Source organism: Arthrobacter sp. 8AJ (genome assembly GCF_902506025.1).
Classification (GTDB): Bacteria; Actinomycetota; Actinomycetes; order Actinomycetales; family Micrococcaceae; genus Arthrobacter.
The window spans coordinates 619,263-638,093 of sequence record NZ_LR733289.1 but is presented as its reverse complement, the minus strand read 5'-3'; the positions used below and the strand labels follow the sequence as shown (position 1 = coordinate 638,093).

Annotated in this window: 19 protein-coding genes; 7 read left to right on the top strand and 12 right to left on the bottom strand. The window is 67.4% G+C overall.

What is annotated here, in order from left to right; translation table 11 throughout:
• Positions 1–224: 224 nt before the first annotated feature.
• The 7 genes from BACI349Y_RS02895 to glnT are packed head-to-tail and all read right to left on the bottom strand — an operon-like array spanning position 225 to position 7,787.
• Positions 225–836: a helix-turn-helix domain-containing protein gene (locus BACI349Y_RS02895; protein ID WP_159630290.1), complete on the bottom strand. Its 612-nt coding sequence runs from the start codon at positions 834–836 to the stop codon at positions 225–227.
• Between the two features lie 49 nt (positions 837–885).
• Positions 886–2,172 carry an allantoate amidohydrolase gene (locus tag BACI349Y_RS02890; RefSeq protein WP_159630288.1) on the bottom strand — a complete coding sequence of 429 codons (1,287 nt, stop codon included), beginning with the start codon at positions 2,170–2,172 and terminating at the stop codon, positions 886–888.
• Between the two features lie 11 nt (positions 2,173–2,183).
• Entirely contained in the window at positions 2,184–3,347 is a 1,164-nt protein-coding gene (locus BACI349Y_RS02885) for an FAD-dependent oxidoreductase (RefSeq protein ID WP_159630286.1), read from the bottom strand.
• A complete protein-coding gene (locus tag BACI349Y_RS02880) occupies positions 3,347–4,723 on the bottom strand; it encodes an FMN-binding glutamate synthase family protein (protein WP_159630284.1) in 1,377 nt (458 codons plus the stop codon). Before BACI349Y_RS02880 ends, BACI349Y_RS02885 begins: the two co-directional genes overlap by 1 nt.
• A 9-nt stretch (positions 4,724–4,732) precedes the next feature.
• Positions 4,733–5,461 carry a protein glxC gene (locus BACI349Y_RS02875; protein WP_159630282.1) on the bottom strand — a complete coding sequence of 243 codons (729 nt, stop codon included), beginning with the start codon at positions 5,459–5,461 and terminating at the stop codon, positions 4,733–4,735.
• Positions 5,449–6,357 (bottom strand): glutamine amidotransferase, encoded by a 909-nt coding sequence (locus BACI349Y_RS02870; RefSeq protein ID WP_159630280.1) that lies wholly within the window; start codon positions 6,355–6,357, stop codon positions 5,449–5,451. The genes BACI349Y_RS02875 and BACI349Y_RS02870 overlap by 13 nt, the downstream gene beginning before the upstream one ends.
• A gap of 26 nt (positions 6,358–6,383) precedes the next feature.
• Positions 6,384–7,787 (bottom strand): type III glutamate--ammonia ligase, encoded by a 1,404-nt coding sequence (gene glnT / locus BACI349Y_RS02865; RefSeq protein ID WP_201302382.1) that lies wholly within the window; start codon positions 7,785–7,787, stop codon positions 6,384–6,386.
• A 378-nt stretch (positions 7,788–8,165) separates the two neighbouring features.
• Here glnT and BACI349Y_RS02860 point away from each other — a divergent pair, with 378 nt between their 5' ends.
• The 4 genes from BACI349Y_RS02860 (at position 8,166) to BACI349Y_RS02845 (ending at position 11,621) form a co-directional block, all read left to right on the top strand.
• The gene (locus BACI349Y_RS02860; RefSeq protein WP_159635109.1) at positions 8,166–9,251 is read left to right on the top strand and encodes a Gfo/Idh/MocA family protein; all 1,086 of its coding nucleotides are present in this window, start codon (positions 8,166–8,168) and stop codon (positions 9,249–9,251) included.
• Positions 9,251–10,009, top strand: a complete 759-nt coding sequence (locus tag BACI349Y_RS02855; protein WP_201302381.1) for a ThuA domain-containing protein — start codon at positions 9,251–9,253, stop codon at positions 10,007–10,009. Before BACI349Y_RS02860 ends, BACI349Y_RS02855 begins: the two co-directional genes overlap by 1 nt.
• Before the next feature lie 148 nt (positions 10,010–10,157).
• Positions 10,158–10,532, top strand: a complete 375-nt coding sequence (locus BACI349Y_RS02850) for a cupin domain-containing protein (protein ID WP_159630278.1) — start codon at positions 10,158–10,160, stop codon at positions 10,530–10,532.
• A gap of 102 nt (positions 10,533–10,634) precedes the next feature.
• Positions 10,635–11,621, top strand: a complete 987-nt coding sequence (locus BACI349Y_RS02845; protein WP_159630276.1) for an NAD-dependent epimerase/dehydratase family protein — start codon at positions 10,635–10,637, stop codon at positions 11,619–11,621.
• An 11-nt stretch (positions 11,622–11,632) separates the two neighbouring features.
• Here the strand turns inward: BACI349Y_RS02845 and BACI349Y_RS02840 are convergent, their stop codons facing one another.
• Positions 11,633–12,097: a hypothetical protein gene (locus BACI349Y_RS02840; protein WP_159630274.1), complete on the bottom strand. Its 465-nt coding sequence runs from the start codon at positions 12,095–12,097 to the stop codon at positions 11,633–11,635.
• Positions 12,084–14,021: a primary-amine oxidase gene (locus tag BACI349Y_RS02835; protein WP_159630272.1), complete on the bottom strand. Its 1,938-nt coding sequence runs from the start codon at positions 14,019–14,021 to the stop codon at positions 12,084–12,086. The genes BACI349Y_RS02840 and BACI349Y_RS02835 overlap by 14 nt, the downstream gene beginning before the upstream one ends.
• A 121-nt stretch (positions 14,022–14,142) precedes the next feature.
• Between BACI349Y_RS02835 and BACI349Y_RS02830 the strand changes: the two genes are divergently transcribed.
• Complete coding sequence (locus tag BACI349Y_RS02830; protein WP_159630270.1) at positions 14,143–14,748, top strand: TetR/AcrR family transcriptional regulator; 606 nt, start codon at positions 14,143–14,145, stop codon at positions 14,746–14,748.
• A gap of 85 nt (positions 14,749–14,833) precedes the next feature.
• A complete protein-coding gene (locus BACI349Y_RS02825) occupies positions 14,834–15,010 on the top strand; it encodes a CsbD family protein (RefSeq protein ID WP_018770044.1) in 177 nt (58 codons plus the stop codon).
• 54 nt (positions 15,011–15,064) lie between these two features.
• On the opposite strand, the gene BACI349Y_RS02820 is transcribed toward BACI349Y_RS02825, so the two are convergent.
• Positions 15,065–15,472 carry a DUF1003 domain-containing protein gene (locus BACI349Y_RS02820; RefSeq protein WP_159630266.1) on the bottom strand — a complete coding sequence of 136 codons (408 nt, stop codon included), beginning with the start codon at positions 15,470–15,472 and terminating at the stop codon, positions 15,065–15,067.
• Positions 15,473–15,491: 19 nt separating this feature from the next.
• Positions 15,492–16,166 (bottom strand): DUF1345 domain-containing protein, encoded by a 675-nt coding sequence (locus tag BACI349Y_RS02815; protein ID WP_159630264.1) that lies wholly within the window; start codon positions 16,164–16,166, stop codon positions 15,492–15,494.
• A gap of 162 nt (positions 16,167–16,328) precedes the next feature.
• Here BACI349Y_RS02815 and BACI349Y_RS02810 point away from each other — a divergent pair, with 162 nt between their 5' ends.
• A complete protein-coding gene (locus tag BACI349Y_RS02810; protein ID WP_159630262.1) occupies positions 16,329–17,297 on the top strand; it encodes a helix-turn-helix domain-containing protein in 969 nt (322 codons plus the stop codon).
• Positions 17,298–17,312: 15 nt separating this feature from the next.
• Here the strand turns inward: BACI349Y_RS02810 and gdhA are convergent, their stop codons facing one another.
• Positions 17,313–18,650 (bottom strand): NADP-specific glutamate dehydrogenase, encoded by a 1,338-nt coding sequence (gene gdhA / locus BACI349Y_RS02805; protein ID WP_159630260.1) that lies wholly within the window; start codon positions 18,648–18,650, stop codon positions 17,313–17,315.
• Between the last annotated feature and the right edge of the window lie 181 nt (positions 18,651–18,831).

Here is an 18,831-nt window from a genome sequence, read left to right as displayed (position 1 = left end):
AACCCCTTTCAAGATGCGAAAAGAACGGTAAGTTGCCGTCAGAGCCGTTCCGACAAGTGGGACGCGGGTGGAGAAACCGCGGCCGGCGGAGGGGCGGCTTTTGCCGTCTGATACCAATGTATGGCGGCTATTTTTGGGTAGGTTTCGGCTGTGTTAAATGGTGGTTTCAGCCAATTGCACGTGAGTTTCAGCTGTCACCCGGCGCGCAGCAGTACCGGGGGCAACTACTTGGCGGAAATGGCCAGGAACCTGATGGGCAGGTCCAGCAGTTCCAGGGGGCCGTGCGGGCCTTCGCCGTCGAGCAGCAGGGAGTCCCCCGGCTCCATGGCGTACTCGTAGGAGCCATGCCCGTACACCATTTTCCCGGAGAGCATGTAGATGAACTCCGTGCCCGGGTGCTGGAACAGTGGGAAAACGTCACTGGCGTCCGTGAGGGTCACCAGGGTGGGTTCCAACGCATCGGTACGGCCTTTGAGGGTGCCCAGCACGCGGTATTCGTGGCCGTGCTGGGTGCCGCTGCGGACTGTCAGGCTCCCCTGGCCGCTCTTGGTGAAGGTGGCGTCCCGGTCCGTGTCCGCGCCGCGGAACAGTGCGGTGACGGGAACGTTCAGTCCGTCGGCCAGCCGCTGCAGGGTGGTGAGTGAGCAGGAGGTGGTAGCGGTTTCCACCCGCGAGATCATGGCTTTGGACATGCCGGTCCGGGCTGCCAGTTCGGCGGAGGACAGGCCCTGCGTGGTGCGGTAGTGCCGCACCTGGGCCGCGATGACCTGCTCCAGCCGGCCGGCCACCTGGTCGCCGTCATGGTCTGCTCCGCGGTCCCCGGCCTGTTCGGTCATGGTTGCCATCTTAGGCGGGCCGCGGGACAGCCGGCGTACGGCGGCGGCCCTAGCCAAGGACGCGGGCCCCGCCCAGGAGCCCGGCCAGGGAGTCCGCCAGGGCCTGTGCGCCGGCTTCGGCGTCGGTGTCCTCCACGAGTTCGTCGGGCGAATGCGAGATGCCGGTGGGGTTCCGGACGAACAGCATGGCGGTGGGCAGGTGTGCGGCCAGCACGCCGGCGTCGTGGCCTGCCCCGGTGTCCAGCACCGGCGCACCGGGCAGCAGTTCCTGCAGCCAGTCCCGCAGGCCGCCGTCGAAATGCACGGTGGGGCTCAGCGATTCCGTGGTGAGGGTCGCCGAGCAGCCTTCCTCCGCGGCCAGGACCTGGGCGTTCAGCCCGATGGCCTCCACCAGCGCCGCAGTCACTGAGTCTTCGGGGTGGCGGACGTCGATCCACAGGTCCACCCGAGAGGCGATCACGTTGGTACCGCCGGGGACGGGCTGGACCCGGCCCACCGTGGCGCGGGCATCCTTGTACTTCCGGGCGGTGTTCCGGATGGACACCACCACCTTGGCCGCCGCGACCATGGGGTCATGCCGGTCCTTCATGAGCGTGGTGCCGGCGTGGTTTCCTTCGCCCGTGATGCTGAGTTTCCAGCGGCCGTGGCCCAGGATCGATGAGCCGACCGCCACCGGCCGGTCCAGGTCGATGAGCCCCCGCCCCTGCTCCACGTGCAGCTCCACGAACATCCCCAGCTGCTGCAGGGCCTTGTAGTCGGGGCCGATGAACCGCGGGTCCTGTCTGTTCGCGGCGGCGACGTCGGCGTAGGTGTTGCCGTCCGGGTCGCGGAGGTTGCGGGCCTTGTCCGGGTCCAGGCCGCCGGTGAGGAGCCGCGAGCCAAGGCAGGCCACGCCGAACCGGGAGCCTTCCTCCTCCGGAAAGACGGCGAGCGCCAGGGGCCGCCGCGGCCGGAAGTTCCGGGCTTTGAGGAGGTCGATGGCGACCAGCGCCGAGGCGACCCCCAGCGGGCCGTCGTACTCGCCGCCGCCGGGGACGGAATCGAGGTGGCTGCCGGTGGCCACGGCGTCCTTCCGCACGCCCGTCGCAGTGTCCCACCAGGCCCACATGATCCCGTTGGCGTCGGTATGGACATCCAGTCCGCGCCGGCCGGCCTGCTCAATGAACCAGGCGCGGAGGTCCGATTCGGCGGTGGAGAACACCGGGCGTGAGTAGCCGCCGCGGGCACTGTCACGTCCGACGTCGGAGATTTCCTTGAGGAGGCCTGCGACAGTAGGTGCGCCGGCAGTTTCGGCGGGTACCGCGTGCGGCGCGGGTGCTGTCTGGGGAAGGGTCACGGTAATCCGTTCTACGTGGTCAGTGCCGATGAGGCGGTGCTGCGGAACCTGTCAGGCACGGCACCGGTTCCGGTTGCCAGGTCCGCGGCCCACTGTCCGATCAGCGGCGCGAATTTGGCCCCGTGGCCTGAGCAGGGCGAGACGACGGTGAGGTTGTCCGCCCTGTCGATCAGGAAGTCCTCGGTGGGCGTGTTCGTGAAGAGGCAAGTGGTTTCGGCGTAGGGTTCCGGGTCCAGTCCGGGCAGGTAGCGGCGGACGTACTCCACCACGCGGGCGCGGTTGGCTGGGTCCACTACTCCGGTCTGTTCGGCGGCCGACGGGATGCCCGGGCCGCCGTTGTATTCGGCCACCTTCTGGCCCGCGAAGCCGGCGTCCCGGCCGCCGGGGAGCCCGTAGGTTTGGATGTCGCCGGCCTTGTGGATGAAGGTGGGCCAGTTGGTGCCGGAAAAGCCGGAATCTTCCCGGTACCGGAAGTGGAAGGCCTGTTCCTGCCGGACGGTGAAGTCGGGCAGGCCGGCCAGGAAGCCCGCCGGCAGCGGGAGGGACTCCAGCAGCCGTGGCAGCCAGCCGCCCGCGCTGATGACGACGTTGCCGGCGTCGAGCGTTTCCCCTGTGGAGGAGTGCAGCCGGTAGCCGCCGCCCAGCCGTTCCACCCGGTCCAGGCTCCAGCCGGTCAGGACTTTTGCACCGTACCGGACCGCGAGCGCCACCATGGCGTTGACTGACGTTTCAGCGTCGATCACGCCGGCGCCGGGGTGCCAGAGGACCTCGGTGTCGAACGCGATCTGCGGCCAGCGGCCCCGGGCTTCGGCGGCGGACACCAGCTCGTGGTCGATGCCGGCGGCCGCAAGCACCTCAGCGAGGAGGGCCGGATTGCGCTTTGGACCGTAGTCCACCGCGCCGAACGGCGTGATCAGCTCAGCGCCGGCTTCCGTTGCGAGCCCGTCCCAGAGCGCTTTGGAGTCGAGCACCGCCCGCGTGTAGAACGGGTCCGGGTAGGCGTAGCGGAAGATCCGGGCGGAGCCGTGGGAGCTGCCGTCGTGGGCGGCGGGCACGTCGCGTTCCAGCAGGGTGACCTGGTGGCCGCGGGCTGCGAGCTGCCACGCGGTGGCGGCGCCGGCCAGGCCGGCGCCCACCACCACATAATCCGACGCGTCGGAAGAAGGTCCAGCCATCAGAAGCTTCCCTGCACGCCGGGGATCCAGCTGGTGCCGGCCAGCGGCACGCGGGCCATGGCGGAGGCCTCGATAGTCAGCGCCACGAGGTCCTCAGGTTCCAGGTTGTGCAGGTGCGATTTTCCGCAGGCCCGGGCGATGGTCTGGGCTTCCATGGTGAGGACGCGGAGGTAGTTGGCCAGGCGGCGGCCGGCGGCCACCGGGTCCAGGCGGGAGGAGAGCTCCGGGTCCTGGGTGGTGATGCCGGCGGGGTCGCGGCCGTCCTGGAAGTCGTCGTAGAACCCGGCGGCCGAGCCCAGGGCGGAGTATTCGGCGGCGTAGCGGGGGTCGTTGTCGCCCAGTGCGATCAGCGCCGCGGTGCCGATGGCGACGGCGTCGGCCCCCAGGGCCATGGCCTTGGCGACGTCGGCGCCGGTGCGGATGCCGCCGGAAACGATGAGCTGGACCTTGCGGTGCATGCCGAGTTCCTGCAGTGCCTGGACGGCCTGCGGGATGGCGGCGAGGGTGGGGATGCCGACGTTTTCAATGAACACCTGCTGCGTGGCAGCGGTGCCGCCCTGCATGCCGTCCAGCACCACCACGTCGGCACCGGACTTCACGGCGAGCGCGGTGTCGTAGTAGGGCCGGGAGGCGCCCACCTTGATGTAAATGGGCGTCTTCCAGTCGGTGATTTCGCGGAGTTCGCCGATCTTGATTTCAAGGTCGTCCGGGCCGGTCCAGTCGGGGTGGCGGCTGGCGGAGCGCTGGTCGATGCCCACCGGCAGGGTGCGCATCCCGGCGACGCGTTCGGTGATTTTCTGGCCCAGCAACATGCCGCCGCCGCCGGGCTTGGCGCCCTGGCCCAGGACGATCTCGATGGCGTCGGCCTTGCGGAGGTCGTCCGGGTTCATGCCGTAGCGGGACGGCAGGTACTGGTACACCAGGTGCTTGGACTGGCCGCGCTCCTCAGGCGTCATGCCGCCGTCGCCCGTGGTGGTGGAGGTGCCCACCTCGGACGCGCCGCGGCCCAGCGCTTCCTTGGCGTTGGCGGAGAGTGCACCGAAGCTCATGCCGGCGATGGTCACCGGGGTGGCCAGGTGCAGCGGCCGGGAGGCGTGGCGGTCGCCGAGGACGACGTCGGTATCGCACTTTTCGCGGTAGCCCTCCAGCGGGTAGCGGGACATGGAGGCGCCGAGGAAGAGCAGGTCGTCGAAGTGCGGGACCTTGCGCTTGGCGCCCCAGCCGCGGATGTCGTAGACGCCGGTGGCGGCGGCGCGCTGGATGTCGGCGATGGTGGCGCGGTCGAACGTGGCGGACTCGCGGAGGCCCAGTTCGTCAATGTTTGCTGGTGCTGCGGCGGGTGCCTGGGCGGGAACCGGAAGGGAGGTGATGGTCATGGGGGCCTCCTAGTAGGCAGTCGAGTTGTCGACGTGGAAGTGGTAGAGGTTCCGGGCGGAGCCGTAGCGCTTGAAGTCAGCGGGGTTGTCGGTGCGGCCGGCGGCGGAGAGCAGTTCGGCGAGTTCGGCCAGGTGCTCGGCCTTCAGCGGCTTTTCGATGCAGTCAGCGCCCAGGGAGGCCACGGTGCCCTTGACGTAGATGCGAGCCTCGTAGATGGAGTCACCCAGGGCGTCACCGGCGTCACCGCAGACCACCAGCCGGCCGGCCTGCGCCATGAACCCGGACATGTGGCCGATGTTGCCGCCCACCACGATGTCCACGCCCTTCATGGAGATCCCGCAGCGGGCGCCGGCGTTGCCGTCGATGACCACAAGGCCGCCGTGGCCGGTGGCGGCCGCGGACTGCGAGGCGTCGCCCTTGACATGCACGGTGCCGGACATGATGTTCTCGGCCACTCCGACGCCGGCGTTGCCGGTGACGGTCACGGTTCCCTTTTGGTGCATCCCGGCGGCGTAGTAGCCGGCGTGGCCTTCGATGGTTACGGTGACGTCGGCGTTAATGCCGACGGCGAGGCTGTGCTTGCCGCCGGGGTTGGTCACAGTCCAGGACTGGCCGTCGGCCGCGTTGTGGAGTGCCTGGTTCAGGTCGCGGACCGGGGCGCCGGACAGGTCGACGACGGCGTGTGCCTCAGCAGTAGCTGCAGGTTCCAGGGTTTCGGGGGCTGTCAGAGTGACCATGTGTAGACCTTTCCGGGTTCCGGTTCAAAGATGCGGGCGTTCTCGATGCCGGGCAGGGACGCCAGGGCGCGGTATTCGGAGGCCATGGCCACGTAGTCGTCCGTTTCGGCGATGATGGCGGGCTTGCAGGCGATGGGGTCGCGGACCACGGCCATGCTGTCCGCGGTGGTGACCACCAGGGTGTAGAAGCCGTCCAGGACTTTGCCCAGGTTCACCAGGGCTTCCTCGAGGGTGTCCCCCTGCTGCAGCCGGGAGGCGACGTAGCGTGCGCCCACCTCGGTGTCGTTCTCGGAATCGAACACCACGCCTTCGCGCTTGAGATCGCGCCGTACGGTGGCGTGGTTGGAGAAGGACCCGTTGTGCACCAGGCAGAGGTCGTCGGCCACGGAGAAGGGGTGCGAGCCGCCGGCGGTGACGGCCGATTCGGTGGCCATCCGGGTGTGGGACAGGCCCTGGCTGCCCGCCATGGCTTCCAGCCCGTGGTCGGCGGCGATCTCCATGGGGTGGCCCACGCTCTTCATCACGGCCACGTGTTCGCCGCGGCCGATGATGGTGGAGCCGGGCACGGTTTCGGTGACGGCCTTGGCCAGCAGGTCGGTCCCGACGGCGGCGCTCACCAGGGTCGTGTCACCCACCACCTGCACGGCGGGTACTGCGTCAGACGAGAGGAGAGCCTCCAAGCCCGAGGTGAGTGCCGCCGTCGTGATTCCCTGGTCCCTGCCGAGCAGGCTCAGGGTGGACGTGCCCGGGGAGACCAGGCCGGGGGTGTTGTAGACGGCGAGGCCGGCGGAGTCAGGGCCGCGGTCCACGATCTGGCAGAGCATGGAGGACAGCAGGCTGCCCATCCGGGGGTGCAGCGAGGGATTGCGCAGCTGCAGCGCGGCGATTCCGCACATGGTGGGATTCCTTTACTTCGTAGGGATTAGATCGAGGTGAGGTAGGTCCGGATTTCCCAGTCGCTGACTTGGTTGTGCCAGCTGAGGAACTCCTCTTCCTTGGCGTTTGCGTAGTAAGTTCCGATCTCCGGATCTCCGCTCAGGCCGGCGAGGATCACGGGGTCCCTCCGGAGCGCTTCCACGGCGTGGAGCAGGGTGGCGGGCAGCAAATGGGCGTCCGCCTTGGACTCCCCCGGCCCGGATGGCGTGCCCGGGTCGAGGGACTTCTCCACGCCGTCCAGCCCTGCGGCGATGGCGGTGGCGACGGCGAGGTACGGGTTGGCGGAACCGTCCCCGGAGCGGAGTTCGATCCTTTTGTTGTCCGGCACGCGGATCATGTGGGTCCGGTCGTTGCCGCCGTAGGAGGCCTTCCGCGGGGACCAGGTGGCGCCGGAGGAACTGGTGGTGGCGCCGGTGCGCTTGTAGGAGTTGACCGTGGGGGCGAGGAAGGCCTGCAGCGCGGGGGCGTGGTCCAGGATGCCGGCGATGAAGGAATACGCGAGGCCGGACAGCCCAAGGCCGCGTCCGCCGTCGTCCGCGTTTCCGTCGTCCCCCGGGAACAGCGCCTCCGCACCCGACCACAGCGAGAGGTGGAAGTGCAGGCCGGTCCCGGTGCGGTCCGTGAACGGCTTGGGCATGAACGTGGCGGTCATGCCGCGCTGCTCCGCCAGGATGTTCAGGATGTAGCGGAGGGAGACCACCCGGTCGGCGGTGGTGAGGGCATCGGCGTAGGTGAAGTTCTGCTCGAACTGCCCGGCGGCATCCTCGTGGTCGTTGGCGTAGTTACCCCAGCCGAGCGAGTTCATCGCGTCGCTGATGGACGTGAGGTGCTCGTACATCCGGGTCACGCCGCGGGCGTCGTAGCAGGGGCGGGGCGAATCGTCGCGGGCGTCGGCGGTGCTCAGCGTCCCGTCGTCGTTCCTGTTCACCAGGAAGTACTCCACCTCGGCGCCCACCTTGGCCTGCATGCCCCGGTCAGCCAGGCGGGCCAGGGCGTTCTTGAGGATGACGCGCGGGGCGTAGGGCCAGGGCTTGCCGTCGACATGCGGGTCGCAGTGGATGATGGCCAGCCCTTCCTTGATGAAGGGGACGGGGGTGAAGGAGGCAAGGTCCGGGACGGCGATGAGGTCCCCGTCCTGGGGTTTCTGGCCGATGAGGCCGGCCGCGTAGCCGGCGAAACCCATAGCACCCGCTTCGAGTTCGTCAGCGGCTTCCACCGGGACGAGCTTGGCGCAGGGCTTGCCGGTCATGTCCACGAACGTGGCCAGGAGGAAGCGGACGTCATGGGCGCGGGCAATGTCCGCCAGGGAAATGCGTTCCGCCAGGGCTGGCGGAACCTGGCCGGGGAGGCCGGCAGCGGGGGTTACAGCAGGGGTTGCGACACTGGTCATCGAAACATTCCTGTCAGGGTTGGCGTTAGCTATCAGTAAACCTGGTTGCACCAGAGTATCCAAACCCGTATTTCGGGCGTCGGACCGGAAGGTTAAATGCATGTTTCGATGGGCCAGCCCGTCGGCGCCCGTCACGCAGGGCACGCTTTTGGCCAGGGCACGACGGCGGCGGCCCGGGTTTGCGGGGAACACGGCACCCGGGCGCGCCAAAAGCGGGCGCTGCGTGACGCCGTCGTATACCTCCGGGGCGAAAGCGGCCGGGGCCAGACGGGGCCCCGGCACCAGCTCCGGGGCAGGCTGCGGTACTAGGCTGAGGGGAACCGGGCAGCAAGCCACCCCCGAAGGAGCCAGCCCTTGAACAGCACGCATCCCTCCCCCATGCCGCCGACGGATTTACGAGTGGGGGTGGTGGGCATTGGCTGGGCCGGCCAGCAGCACCTCAAGGCCTACTCGGCGCTGGACGGAGTAAGGATCGTCTCGGTGGCAGGGATGGAGCAGGACCTCCGGGACTCCCTGCAGGCCGAATACGCCATTCCGAACGCCTTCGCCGACTGGCAGGACATGCTGGACCACGGCGGCCTGGACGCAGTCAGCGTGGCAGTACCCACCTTCCTGCACGCCCCGATCTCCATCGCCGCCCTGGAACGGGGTATCCACGTCCTGAGCGAAAAGCCCATCGCCCGCAACGCCGCGGAAGGCCAGGCCATGGTGGACGCCGCCCGCAAGGCCGGCCGCGTCCTGGACGTCGCCTTCAACCACCGCCGGCGCGGCGACATCAAGGCGCTCAAGGAGGTCATCGACCACGGCGGCCTGGGCAGGCCCTACTACGCGAAGGCGTCATGGCTGCGGCGCGCGGGCATTCCCACGCTGGGCAGCTGGTTCACCAACCCGGAGCTCGCCGGCGGCGGGCCCTTGGCGGACATCGGCGTCCATGTGCTCGACTTCGCCCTGTACCTCCTCGGCGAGCCCAAGGTGGTGGCGGTCTCCGCGGCCACCCATGCCGAACTGGGGCCGCAGGGCCGGGGCGGCGGCAGCCGGTTCTCCGCCCACGCCACCAGCCACGCCTTCGAAGTGGAGGACTTCGCGACGGCGTTCCTCCGGCTGGAGGGCGGCGCGACCCTGCTGGTCGAGGCCAGCTGGGCAGCCTACCGGGAAACCGATGACCAGCTGGACTTCACGGTGTACGGGACCGACGGCGGCGCCGAGCTCAGGGTGCACGGGGCGCCGTTCCCGCCGGTGGGCCGGCTGCGGGTGTTCACGGACAAGGACGGCGGGTCCGCGGACTACCTGCCCCCGGTCCTGCCGGGCCGCGCGCACGATGCTGTGGTGGAGGATTTCGTCACCGCCGTGCGGGGCGGCGGGCACGTATGGGCCAACCATGACGGATCCCTGGCGCTGTACCGCGCCCAGGTCATCGACGCGTGCTACCAGTCCGCACGCGAGCAGAGGGAGGTTCGGCTCTGATGGACGGCAAACTCCGGATCCTGGTGTGGAACGAAGGCGTCCACGAAGCCAACAACGAGCCGTCCCACATCGGGGAGATCTACCCGGACGGCATCCACGGAGCCATCGCCGCGGGCCTGCGCTCCCACCTTCCGGAGGCGGACATCACGACGGCGGTCCTGGCCACGGATCCCGACCACGGCCTTGCCGAGGAGGTGCTCGCGGAGACGGACGTCCTGTTGTGGTGGGGCCACATCGCGCACGCCGGGGTGGGGGACGCCGTCGTCGAACGCGTCCACCGGCATGTGCTGGGCGGTATGGGGCTGATCGTGCTCCACTCGGGGCACTTCGCGAAGATCTTCACCAAACTGCTCGGCACCAGCTGTTCGCTGGCCTGGCGGAATGACGGCCAGCGGGAGCTGGTGTGGACCGTCAAGCCCTCCCATCCCATCGCGGAGGGCGTGGAGAGTCCCATCGTCATTCCGGAGCAGGAGATGTACGGCGAATTGTTCGACATCCCGGACCCGGACGACCTGATCTTCATCAGCTCCTTTGCCGGCGGCGAGGTGTTCCGCTCCGGCGTGACCTTCACCCGCGGCAAGGGCCGCATCTTCTACTTCAGCCCCGGCGACCAGGAGTACCCGGTGTACCACCATCCGCAGGTCCAGCGGGTCCTGGCCAACGGGGTGCGGTGGGCTGCACAGCCCGGGATTGACCGTTCCGCCCCCTCGGTGACCAACCCCGGGCGGGAGTGGTTCCAGGCGGAAAACCGTCATTGACACGGGCTGCGCGCAGGAGCAGATTGAGAGCGTTGATCCATGGGACCGGCAGGCTCTGGACGGGGCACATCCCGCCCTGCCGGCCCCGATCCCGGCCGCGCACAGCCCCGGACGAACTCAATAACCACTCCTTACGAAGGAGCCAGCAATGCCCGCAGTAACGGTGAAGGACCTGGAGTCCAAATCATTTGACCAACCGGACGAAAAGCGCCGTCCGCCCAAGACGCAAGTAGACGTGGTGAACATTGGTGGCGCCACCCTGGGCCGGTTCACGTTTGAGCCCGGCTGGCGCTGGTCAGAAACCGTCAAGACGGTTGTCCATACGGACAGCTGCCAGAACAATCACCTTGGTTTTTGCACCTCCGGCACCCTGACCGTCCAGCTGGACAACGGAACCGGCATGACCATCCAGTCCGGTGACGCCTACTCCATCCCGGCCGGCCACGACGCCTGGGTGGAGGGCGATGAGACGTTTGTTGGCTACGAGGTCATGAGCGCGGCAGAGTACGCCAAGCCTGCCTGACCCTTGGGTCCACCCCTATCGCCAGGAAAGGGAGGTCCGGCAGGGCCTCCCTTTCCTGGTGCCGCGGCCCTACCGTGGAGGGAACGCAACGATCGGAGAGCAATGAAAGTCACCGTCATCGGCGGCAGCGGCCACATCGGTTCGTTCCTGGTCCCCCGGCTGGTCCAAGCCGGCCACGAGGTCACCAACATCAGCCGCGGCACCAGCAAGCCGTACACAGAGGCACCGGAGTGGCAGCAGGTGCAGCACGTCACCGCGGACCGGCAGGCAGAGGACCAGGACGGAACCTTCCCTGACCGGGTGGCCGCCCTCAAGCCGGACGTCGTGGTGGACCTGGTCTGCTTCACCCTCGAATCGGCGGCTGCGCTGGTGCAGCGGCTGCGGGGCGAGGTGGGGCACCTGCTGCACTGCGGCTCCGTCTGGCGGTACGGGCAGAGCCTGAAGCTGCCCATCAGGGAGGGATCGGATTCAGCCGCACCGCCTTTTGGCGAATACGGCGTCCAGAAAAACAGGATTGCCCTGATGCTGCAGGAGGAAACCGCCAGCGGCGGGCTGGCCACCACGTCACTGCACCCCGGCCACATTGTCGGGCCGGGGTGGCAGCCGGTTGGTCCGCTGGGAAACCTTGATCCCGCCGTCTGGCAGACGATCTCTGCAGGCCAGCCCCTCCGGATTCCCGGCAGCGGCACGGAGCTGATGCACCATGTGCACGCCGATGACGTGGCTCAGGCGTTCGAGAAGGCGATGGCCCGGCGGGAGGCAGCCACCGGTGAGGACTTCAATATCGTTGCCCCCACGGCGCTGACGGTCCGCGGTTATGCGGACATCGCCGCCGCCTGGTTCGGGCACGCGGCTGTACTGGAGACGGTTCCCTGGGACCGCTTCCGGGAGAACACCTCCCGCGAGCACGCGGATGCGAGCTGGAACCACCTTTACCGCAGCCAGTGCTTCAGCATCGAAAAAGCGGCCTCCGTGCTCGGCTACGCGCCGCGGTACGAACCGGAGCAGGCCATCTTCGAATCCATCCAGTGGCTCGTTGACCACGAACAGCTGCACGTCGCCCGCCCGCTCGGCGTCCCGGCCGGCTGAGCCCCGAAACCCTACCGGCGCAGGCGCCGCAGCCGGGCCACCAGGGTTGCAGCGAGGAGCGCCGTCCCCAGTTCCAGGGCAACAACCAGCAGCAGGTCCGTGCTGCCCGAACCACCAACAGCGGACGACGACGGCTGGCGGCCATGGGCGTGCCCGGCACCACCGGCGGCCAGCAGCAGGACGGCGTGCAGGGCGGCCATCGCCACGGCCGCAGCGGTGACCTGGTGCAGTGCGGCCACCCGGCTGTGCCGCCAGATATGGACCGTGCAGGGAACGCAGACGGCGGCGAGTGCCAGCATCAGGACGCTGAGCCATGCGCCGTGGTGTCCCGACGCCGCCAGTCCCACGTGGGCAACGCAGGAACCGGCGGTGGCCACGGCGACGACGCGGGGATGCAGGACGGGACCGTTGGCACGCAGCCGCCCCGCCGCCGTCGGACGCCCTGCCGTGGCGGGGACGAGGCTAGTGGCAGCCACCGCTGCCGCCCTCGGTGTGGCAGGAGGACGCCTGCTGGTTCGGGTTGGCGGGAACGTCCAGAACGGGGCTGCGGTCGAAAAAGCCCTCGGGACGCAGCTTGAAGCCGACGGTGTCCACGGGCATGATGGGCCAGTCCTCCACCCGGGGGAAGTGGGTCAGGCCGAAGGTGTGCCAGACGACGATGTCCTGGCCGTCGATGTCCCGGTCCTGCGCAACGTAGGCCGGCAGGCCCGCGCCGCCGGCGTGCTGGTTCACGAAGTCGCCCGTGGGGTACTTCTCGTCCTCGGCGTACCGGGTGACCCACAGGTCCTTGGTGGCAAAGGCGGCGCGGCGGGCGATGGAGGAGTCCGGGTCCGCGAGCAGCGTGGGCTGGTTGTGGGAGTGCAGTTTGTAGCCCACGGGCTCCCCCAGCCGGTTGCGGGATTCCGGGTTGGAGATGATCCAGGTCCGGCCGGCGCGGGCGTCGGCCTCCCGGACGCCTTCGGATTCGCGGGCCAGGAGGGTGCGCTTGCGGGAGAAGGCGTTGCCGCGTTCGTTGCCCGGCCCCATCGCCTGGCGGACCACGTCCTCTTCCTCCACCCGGTTGGTGAAACCGTCGATGGCCATGTCCAGCCGGGCGCTGAAGAGGTGCTGGTGGAAGGGTGCGCCCAGGCCGGGCGCCAGCTGGGAGATGTTGTCCGAGCCGCCTTCCGGGAATGCGGAGGTGAAGACGATGCCGGTGGCTTTGGCCTCGAATTCGATGGTGCCGTCCAGGTAGAGGTACCAGTAGAAGCCGTAGTCGTAGTTGCCGATGGTGGTGAAGAAGGAGATGACCAGGCGGCGGTTGCGGCGGGTGTAGGTGACGCCGCTCCAGAGGTCGGAGTGCTTGGAGAGGATGCTCCAGTCCTCCTCGTGCATGCAGATGCCGTTGCGGATTTCCCGCGGGTTGCCGAACGCGTCGCTGATGACCGGGCTGAGGTAGGTGATCTCGCCCAGGCAGTCGCAGCCAAGTTCCAGCGAGTTGGCGTACTGGCCCACCAGGTATTCGCCGGTGTCGAAATAGTTCTGCCAGGACCGGATGGGCGAGGGGTCGCCGTAGGGCACCACCATTTCGGCAATGGACGCACGGTTGATGATCTGCCGCTTCCGGCCGCCGTCCTGGAAGGCCAGGTTGTGCAGGACCACCCCTTCCCGGACATCGAAGCCGACGTCAACGCTCCACTTCTCCCATTCCACATGGTTGCCGCCGGTGACGGTGAAGCTGGGCCCTTCCGGCTGGGTGATGCTGATGGGCTTCTGGGTGGCGCGGACAGGCCCGGTCAGTTCCGGATCGGTGTAGTTGCCGTGCTCTGCCGGGATGGGCATCACGCCGAGGTCGATGACCTGGGTGACTTCCTTGCTGACCACGTCCACATAGGCCACCAGCCCGTCCACCGGGTGCGCCCAGGCGGTGTCCTCCGGGAATTCCTGCACGAACGCCAGGCCGCGGAGGATGCGGCGGCCTTTCTCCTCGCCGTATTCGAAGACGCCGGCCGAGAGCGGCGCAACGCGGACCTTTTCGACCTCGAGGCCCCTGTCGGCGAGCGCCTTCAGCCAGCGGTCATCGGCGGCCAGGAGCGCTTCCACCACGTCGAATTCCTCCTCCAGGACCGGCAGTTCGCCGGTCACCGCGGTGTCGAGTTCGACGGCGGAGAGCACCTTTTGCTGGGTAATGGAGACCACGACGTCCCGCGGCGCAGCCCCTGAGACGTCGTGGATGAAGACCCGGAAGCGCCGGTCCGCCTGTGGTTCCGTTCCCCGGGCCGGATCCAGCAGGCCAAGGTAGGCGATGCGGTGCCGCGGGTCCAGGTGGCCTTCAGACTGCAGGATGGCGCGGACATCGAGGATTTCCTCCGCCGTTGCCAGGCGGAAGGCCGATGCGGTTTCGGTTGGTGCAAGAGTCATGGGAAGAGCCTTTGTCCGGGCCGTCGCCGGCCACTGGTTTATTTTCTATAGTTGTAGAGAATAAACGTCCGTAACATGGCTCACAAGAGTCTTAGCGAAATATTTCCGGGGAGTGGCCGCGGTGCCGAAGATAGTTGACCATGATGAGCGCCGCCTGGAACTCGTGGATGCCACCTGGCGGATCATTGCCCGTCAGGGCCTGGAGAGCGCCACCATGCGGGAGATCGCCACGGAGGCAGGCTTCGCCAACGGCGCCCTGAAACCCTACTTCCCCACCAAGGACACCCTGCTCGAATTCGCCTTCAGCCATGTGTTCAACAGGACCAACCTGCGCATCGCGGAGGTCACGGCCGGGCGGACGGGCCTGGACGCGCTGAGGGCCTTTTGCCTTGAGGTCCTCCCCCTCGATGAAGAGCGCGTCAATGAGGCGCGCATCGTGGTCCCGTTCTGGCAAAGGGCCATCAATGACCCCCGGAAGGCGGTGATCCACCAGCAGTCGATGAATGAGTGGCTGGTGGCAATCCGCCGTTTCCTGTCAGAGGCGAGGGACAGCGGCGACGTCCGTGCCGCCGTCGACGATCCCATCCTTGCCGGGCAGCTGCTGAACATGCTGCTGGGGGCCCAGATCGAGGCAGCCCTTGCACCGGACGGCCAAACAGACTTTGGCCACGCGGCCCAACTCGAGGGGTACCTTTCCCTCCTGGGCAAAATTCCCGACCGGAAATGAGCGCCAAACTCGAAAGTATGCTTACTATTGAGGGGTCAGGTTCTGGCGGATGCCGGAGCGAGCACGAACTGTAAGGAGCATCTCCATGGGTTTGGATGACAAGATCGGCAACGCTGCAGAGAAGCTCGGCGGCAAGGGCAAGGAAGCTGCCGGAAACGCCACGGGCGACGAGAGCCTGAAGGCTGAAGGCCAGACGGACCAGGCAAAGTCGGACCTCAAGCAGGCCGGCGAGCACGTCAAGGATGCCTTCAAGAAGGACTAGCGGACACTCGCATAATGGGTGCAACTCCAGCCGGAGTTGCACCCATTGGCGTTTTCAGGGCCGGTCCCGCATGTCCCGCAGTTCCTGCAGCAGCTTCAACTGCTCGGCGTTCATGTTCATGAGCATCTCGATCTGCGCCGCGGCCCGGACGTCAGTTTCGTAATCATGCTGCGCCATGGCCGAGGCAATAGCGTCCTGGCGCTTGGCTGCAATGAGCAGGATGGCGCCCTGCAGTCCGGCCAGCATGGACAGGAAAAGGTTCAGCAGGATGTAGGGGTAAGGGTCCCAAGCGTCGGTGGCGAGGACATAGGAATTCACCAGGGCCCACAGCCCCATGAAACCCAGGAACATCCCCACAAAAGGCCAGCTGCCCATGCCGTTCCGAAGGGCGTCAGCAGCTTTGTCGCCCGTACTGAGGCCTTCTTTGTGCCGCCGGTGCCAGTTAACTCTTATCTCAGCCATGGGCCCAGAATAGGCCCGCTTAGTGGATCAGCCCCGACACCAGGTTGATGGTGGTGGCCAGGACGATGGCACCCAGCAGGTAGGACAGCAGCGCCTGGCGCAGGACCGTGGAACGGATGGCCGTGGTCTTCAGGTCGGTGTCCGATACCTGGAATGTCATGCCCACAGTGAAGGCCAGGTAGGCAAAATCCGAGTATTTGGGCTGGCTTTCCTCATTGAAATCCACTCCCGTTCCGTCGCGGTAGTAGATGGCTGCATAGCGGAGGGTGAACAGGGTGTGGACCAGGAACCATGACAGGGCAATGCTGCCCAGCGCCATGGCCACGGTGGCGTCCTTGGCTCCGCCCTGCTCACTGGAGGCATCGAGCAAAATCAGGGCGACGCCCGCAAAGCTGGCCACGGTGGCGCCCAGGACCAGCGCGTCCGAGAAGACCCTGCCCGGATCCTCCCGCCGCGCATGCGCAGCGGTGGCTGCAGGGCCCAGGCGTCCGATCACGCTCCAGACCCAGACGAGGTAGGTGGCCGAGGCGGCGGCCCAGCCGAGGGCCGGGGCATACGTCCAGGTGCCAAACGTGCCAACCGCAAGCGCCGCCACCAGGCCGACGGCGAGCATCACCAGCAGGCGGAGCCGGGAATGGTGGGCACGGGAATTGAAGTTGCGGTGGTGGTCGCCGGTAGCCGTCATGGACTTCATGGCCCGATCATGGCACGCGAGGCTGGGCTGCGGCTGGAAAGGCAATTCTTCTTATTTTCGCCAACCGTTGAAAAAAGACCGGTGCGCCGCTAACCTGAAGGGACTGTGTCGCAGGACACAACCCGGGGGAACGTGAAGTGGCCATCCGTCGCGAGGAACATCATGCCAGCAGCTGCAGCAACCGGGGCAACTGCCCGGACCCCACGCCAGGACCTCAACTCCAGCGTTGCCACGTCGTTCGACCACTGGAAACACCTGGTGGCCGAATCCTTCGTGCCCCTCACCGCGCGGACGGCGGACGTGGAGGGCTTCCAGGGCCGCATGCGCTCCCGGGTGTTGGACCGGATGTCCATCGTGGAAGTGACCGCCACCTCCCACGAGGTCCACCGCACCCCCGCGCTGATCGCCCAGGCCCATGAGCGCTATTTCAAGCTGAACCTGCAGCTGGAAGGCACGGGCCTGCTGATCCAGGACAACCGCGAAGCCGTCCTGCAGCCCGGCGACCTGGCAATCTATGACACCAACCGGCCCTACACCCTTGCCTTCGAGGACAGCACCAGGATCATGGTCCTGATGTTTCCCTGCGACGCCCTCTCCCTGCCCGTGGACTACGTGGGGCAGCTCGCCGCGGTGCGCATGGGCAGCGGTGGCCTCAGCGGAATCGTGGGCCAGTTCATTCGCGAACTGTCGGCGAACCTGGACGTCCTGAACGGCCCCAGCGGAGCGCGGCTCGCCACCAACGCTTTGGACCTGGTGTCCACCATGCTGCACGCGGAAATGGACATCACGCCGGACCGCATGAAGCCGCAGGCACTGCTGGCGGTCTCGGTCCGCGAGTACATCGAGGCCAACCTGGCCGATCCCCTGATGTCACCGGCAAGCATCGCCGCCGCGCACTTCATCTCCACCCGGCACCTGCACAACGTCTTCCACGAGTCGGGGACCACCGTAGCCAGCTGGATCCGGACGCAGCGGCTCGAAGGCGCACGCCGCGACCTCCGCGACCCGCTGCACGCCGGGCAATCCGTTGGCACGGTGGCTGCCCGCTGGGGCTTCCTGGATGCCGCCCATTTCAGCCGCACGTTCCGGGATGCCTTTGGTGTTTCACCCACCGAATGGCGCCGGGGCTGAACCCGGCTGCGTTTCCTAGATCAGCCCCTGGGCCAGCATGGCATCGGCCACCTTGACGAACCCGCCGATGTTGGCGCCGAGCACGTAGTTGCCGGGTTCGCCGTACTCCTCGGCGGTGGCGGCGCAGCGGTCGTGGATGCCAACCATGATCTCCGTGAGCCGCTCCTCCGTGTGCTCGAAGGACCACGAATCACGACTGGCGTTCTGCTGCATTTCCAGGGCCGAGGTTGCCACGCCGCCGGCGTTGGCGGCCTTGCCCGGCCCGAAGAGGACGCCCGCCTCCTGGAACACCGCAACAGCGTCACGCGTGGAGGGCATGTTGGCGCCCTCTCCGACGGCAACCAGGCCGTTGCGGATCAGGCGGGCGGCAGCGGCGCCGTCGAGCTCGTTCTGCGTGGCGCAGGGAAGTGCCACCGTGGCGTCGACGTCCCACACCGAACCGCCGTCCACGTAGGTAACGCCGCCCCGGCGTTCGGCGTAATCCTTCAGGCGGCCGCGCTGCACTTCCTTCACCTCACGGAGGAGCGCGACGTCGATGCCTGCCTCGTCCACCACGTAGCCTGACGAGTCGGAACAGGCCACCACCGCTGCACCGAGGGCCTGGGCTTTGGCGATGGCGTTGATGGCCACGTTGCCGGAGCCCGACACCACCACGCGCTGGCCGTCAAAGGACGTGCCCCTGGTTTTCAGCATTTCCTGGGTGAAGATGACGGTGCCGAATCCGGTAGCCTCGGGCCGGACGAGGGAGCCGCCCCAGGAGATGCCCTTGCCGGTGAGCACGCCGGATTCGTAGCGGTTGGTGATGCGCTTGTACTGGCCGAAGAGGTAGCCGATCTCGCGGCCGCCCACGCCGATGTCGCCGGCCGGGACGTCCGTGTATTCGCCGATGTGGCGGTAGAGCTCGGTCATGAAGGACTGGCAGAACCGCATGACTTCGGCATCGCTGCGGCCGCGGGGATCGAAGTCGGAACCGCCCTTGCCGCCGCCGATGGGCATGCCGGTCAGGGCATTCTTGAAGATCTGCTCGAAGCCGAGGAATTTGACGATGCCCAGGTAGACGGACGGGTGGAAGCGCAGTCCGCCCTTGTACGGGCCCAGCGCGGAGTTGAACTCCACCCGGAAGCCGCGGTTGATTTGGACGCGTCCGGAGTCGTCCGTCCACGGCACACGGAAGATGATCTGGCGTTCGGGCTCGCAAAGGCGTTCCAGGATGGCAGCCTCGAGGAATTCCGGGTGCCTGTCGTGGACCGGGCCAAGGCTTTCGAAAACCTCCACCACTGCCTGGTGGAACTCCGCTTCACCGGGATTCCGCGCGAGGACGGTGTCCTTGATGGCTTCGAGCCGTGCGTCCATGAACTGTTCCTTACCTCTGAGCCGAAACGAGGGACAGCGCAAAAGCAACGTCGCCCCATAGGTTTACTCTTCAACTTATCGGATTACGACCGGGGAGCAGTAGGCGGGTGGGTCAGGTTCGGCTAATCTCCGTAATGTGACACAGATATTCCACATTGCGATAGTTTTGGCGCATCCCTCC

Coding starts and splice junctions, on each gene's coding strand:
- BACI349Y_RS02895 (WP_159630290.1), bottom strand. CDS start 836: ATGACCGAACAGGCCGGGGACCGCGGAGCAGACCATGACGGCGACCAG.
- BACI349Y_RS02885 (WP_159630286.1), bottom strand. CDS start 3,347: ATGGCTGGACCTTCTTCCGACGCGTCGGATTATGTGGTGGTGGGCGCC.
- BACI349Y_RS02880 (WP_159630284.1), bottom strand. CDS start 4,723: ATGACCATCACCTCCCTTCCGGTTCCCGCCCAGGCACCCGCCGCAGCA.
- BACI349Y_RS02875 (WP_159630282.1), bottom strand. CDS start 5,461: ATGGTCACTCTGACAGCCCCCGAAACCCTGGAACCTGCAGCTACTGCT.
- BACI349Y_RS02870 (WP_159630280.1), bottom strand. CDS start 6,357: ATGTGCGGAATCGCCGCGCTGCAGCTGCGCAATCCCTCGCTGCACCCC.
- glnT (WP_201302382.1), bottom strand. CDS start 7,787: ATGACCAGTGTCGCAACCCCTGCTGTAACCCCCGCTGCCGGCCTCCCC.
- BACI349Y_RS02860 (WP_159635109.1), top strand. CDS start 8,166: ATGCCGCCGACGGATTTACGAGTGGGGGTGGTGGGCATTGGCTGGGCC.
- BACI349Y_RS02855 (WP_201302381.1), top strand. CDS start 9,251: ATGGACGGCAAACTCCGGATCCTGGTGTGGAACGAAGGCGTCCACGAA.
- BACI349Y_RS02850 (WP_159630278.1), top strand. CDS start 10,158: ATGCCCGCAGTAACGGTGAAGGACCTGGAGTCCAAATCATTTGACCAA.
- BACI349Y_RS02845 (WP_159630276.1), top strand. CDS start 10,635: ATGAAAGTCACCGTCATCGGCGGCAGCGGCCACATCGGTTCGTTCCTG.
- BACI349Y_RS02835 (WP_159630272.1), bottom strand. CDS start 14,021: ATGACTCTTGCACCAACCGAAACCGCATCGGCCTTCCGCCTGGCAACG.
- BACI349Y_RS02825 (WP_018770044.1), top strand. CDS start 14,834: ATGGGTTTGGATGACAAGATCGGCAACGCTGCAGAGAAGCTCGGCGGC.
- BACI349Y_RS02820 (WP_159630266.1), bottom strand. CDS start 15,472: ATGGCTGAGATAAGAGTTAACTGGCACCGGCGGCACAAAGAAGGCCTC.
- BACI349Y_RS02815 (WP_159630264.1), bottom strand. CDS start 16,166: ATGAAGTCCATGACGGCTACCGGCGACCACCACCGCAACTTCAATTCC.
- BACI349Y_RS02810 (WP_159630262.1), top strand. CDS start 16,329: ATGCCAGCAGCTGCAGCAACCGGGGCAACTGCCCGGACCCCACGCCAG.
- gdhA (WP_159630260.1), bottom strand. CDS start 18,650: ATGGACGCACGGCTCGAAGCCATCAAGGACACCGTCCTCGCGCGGAAT.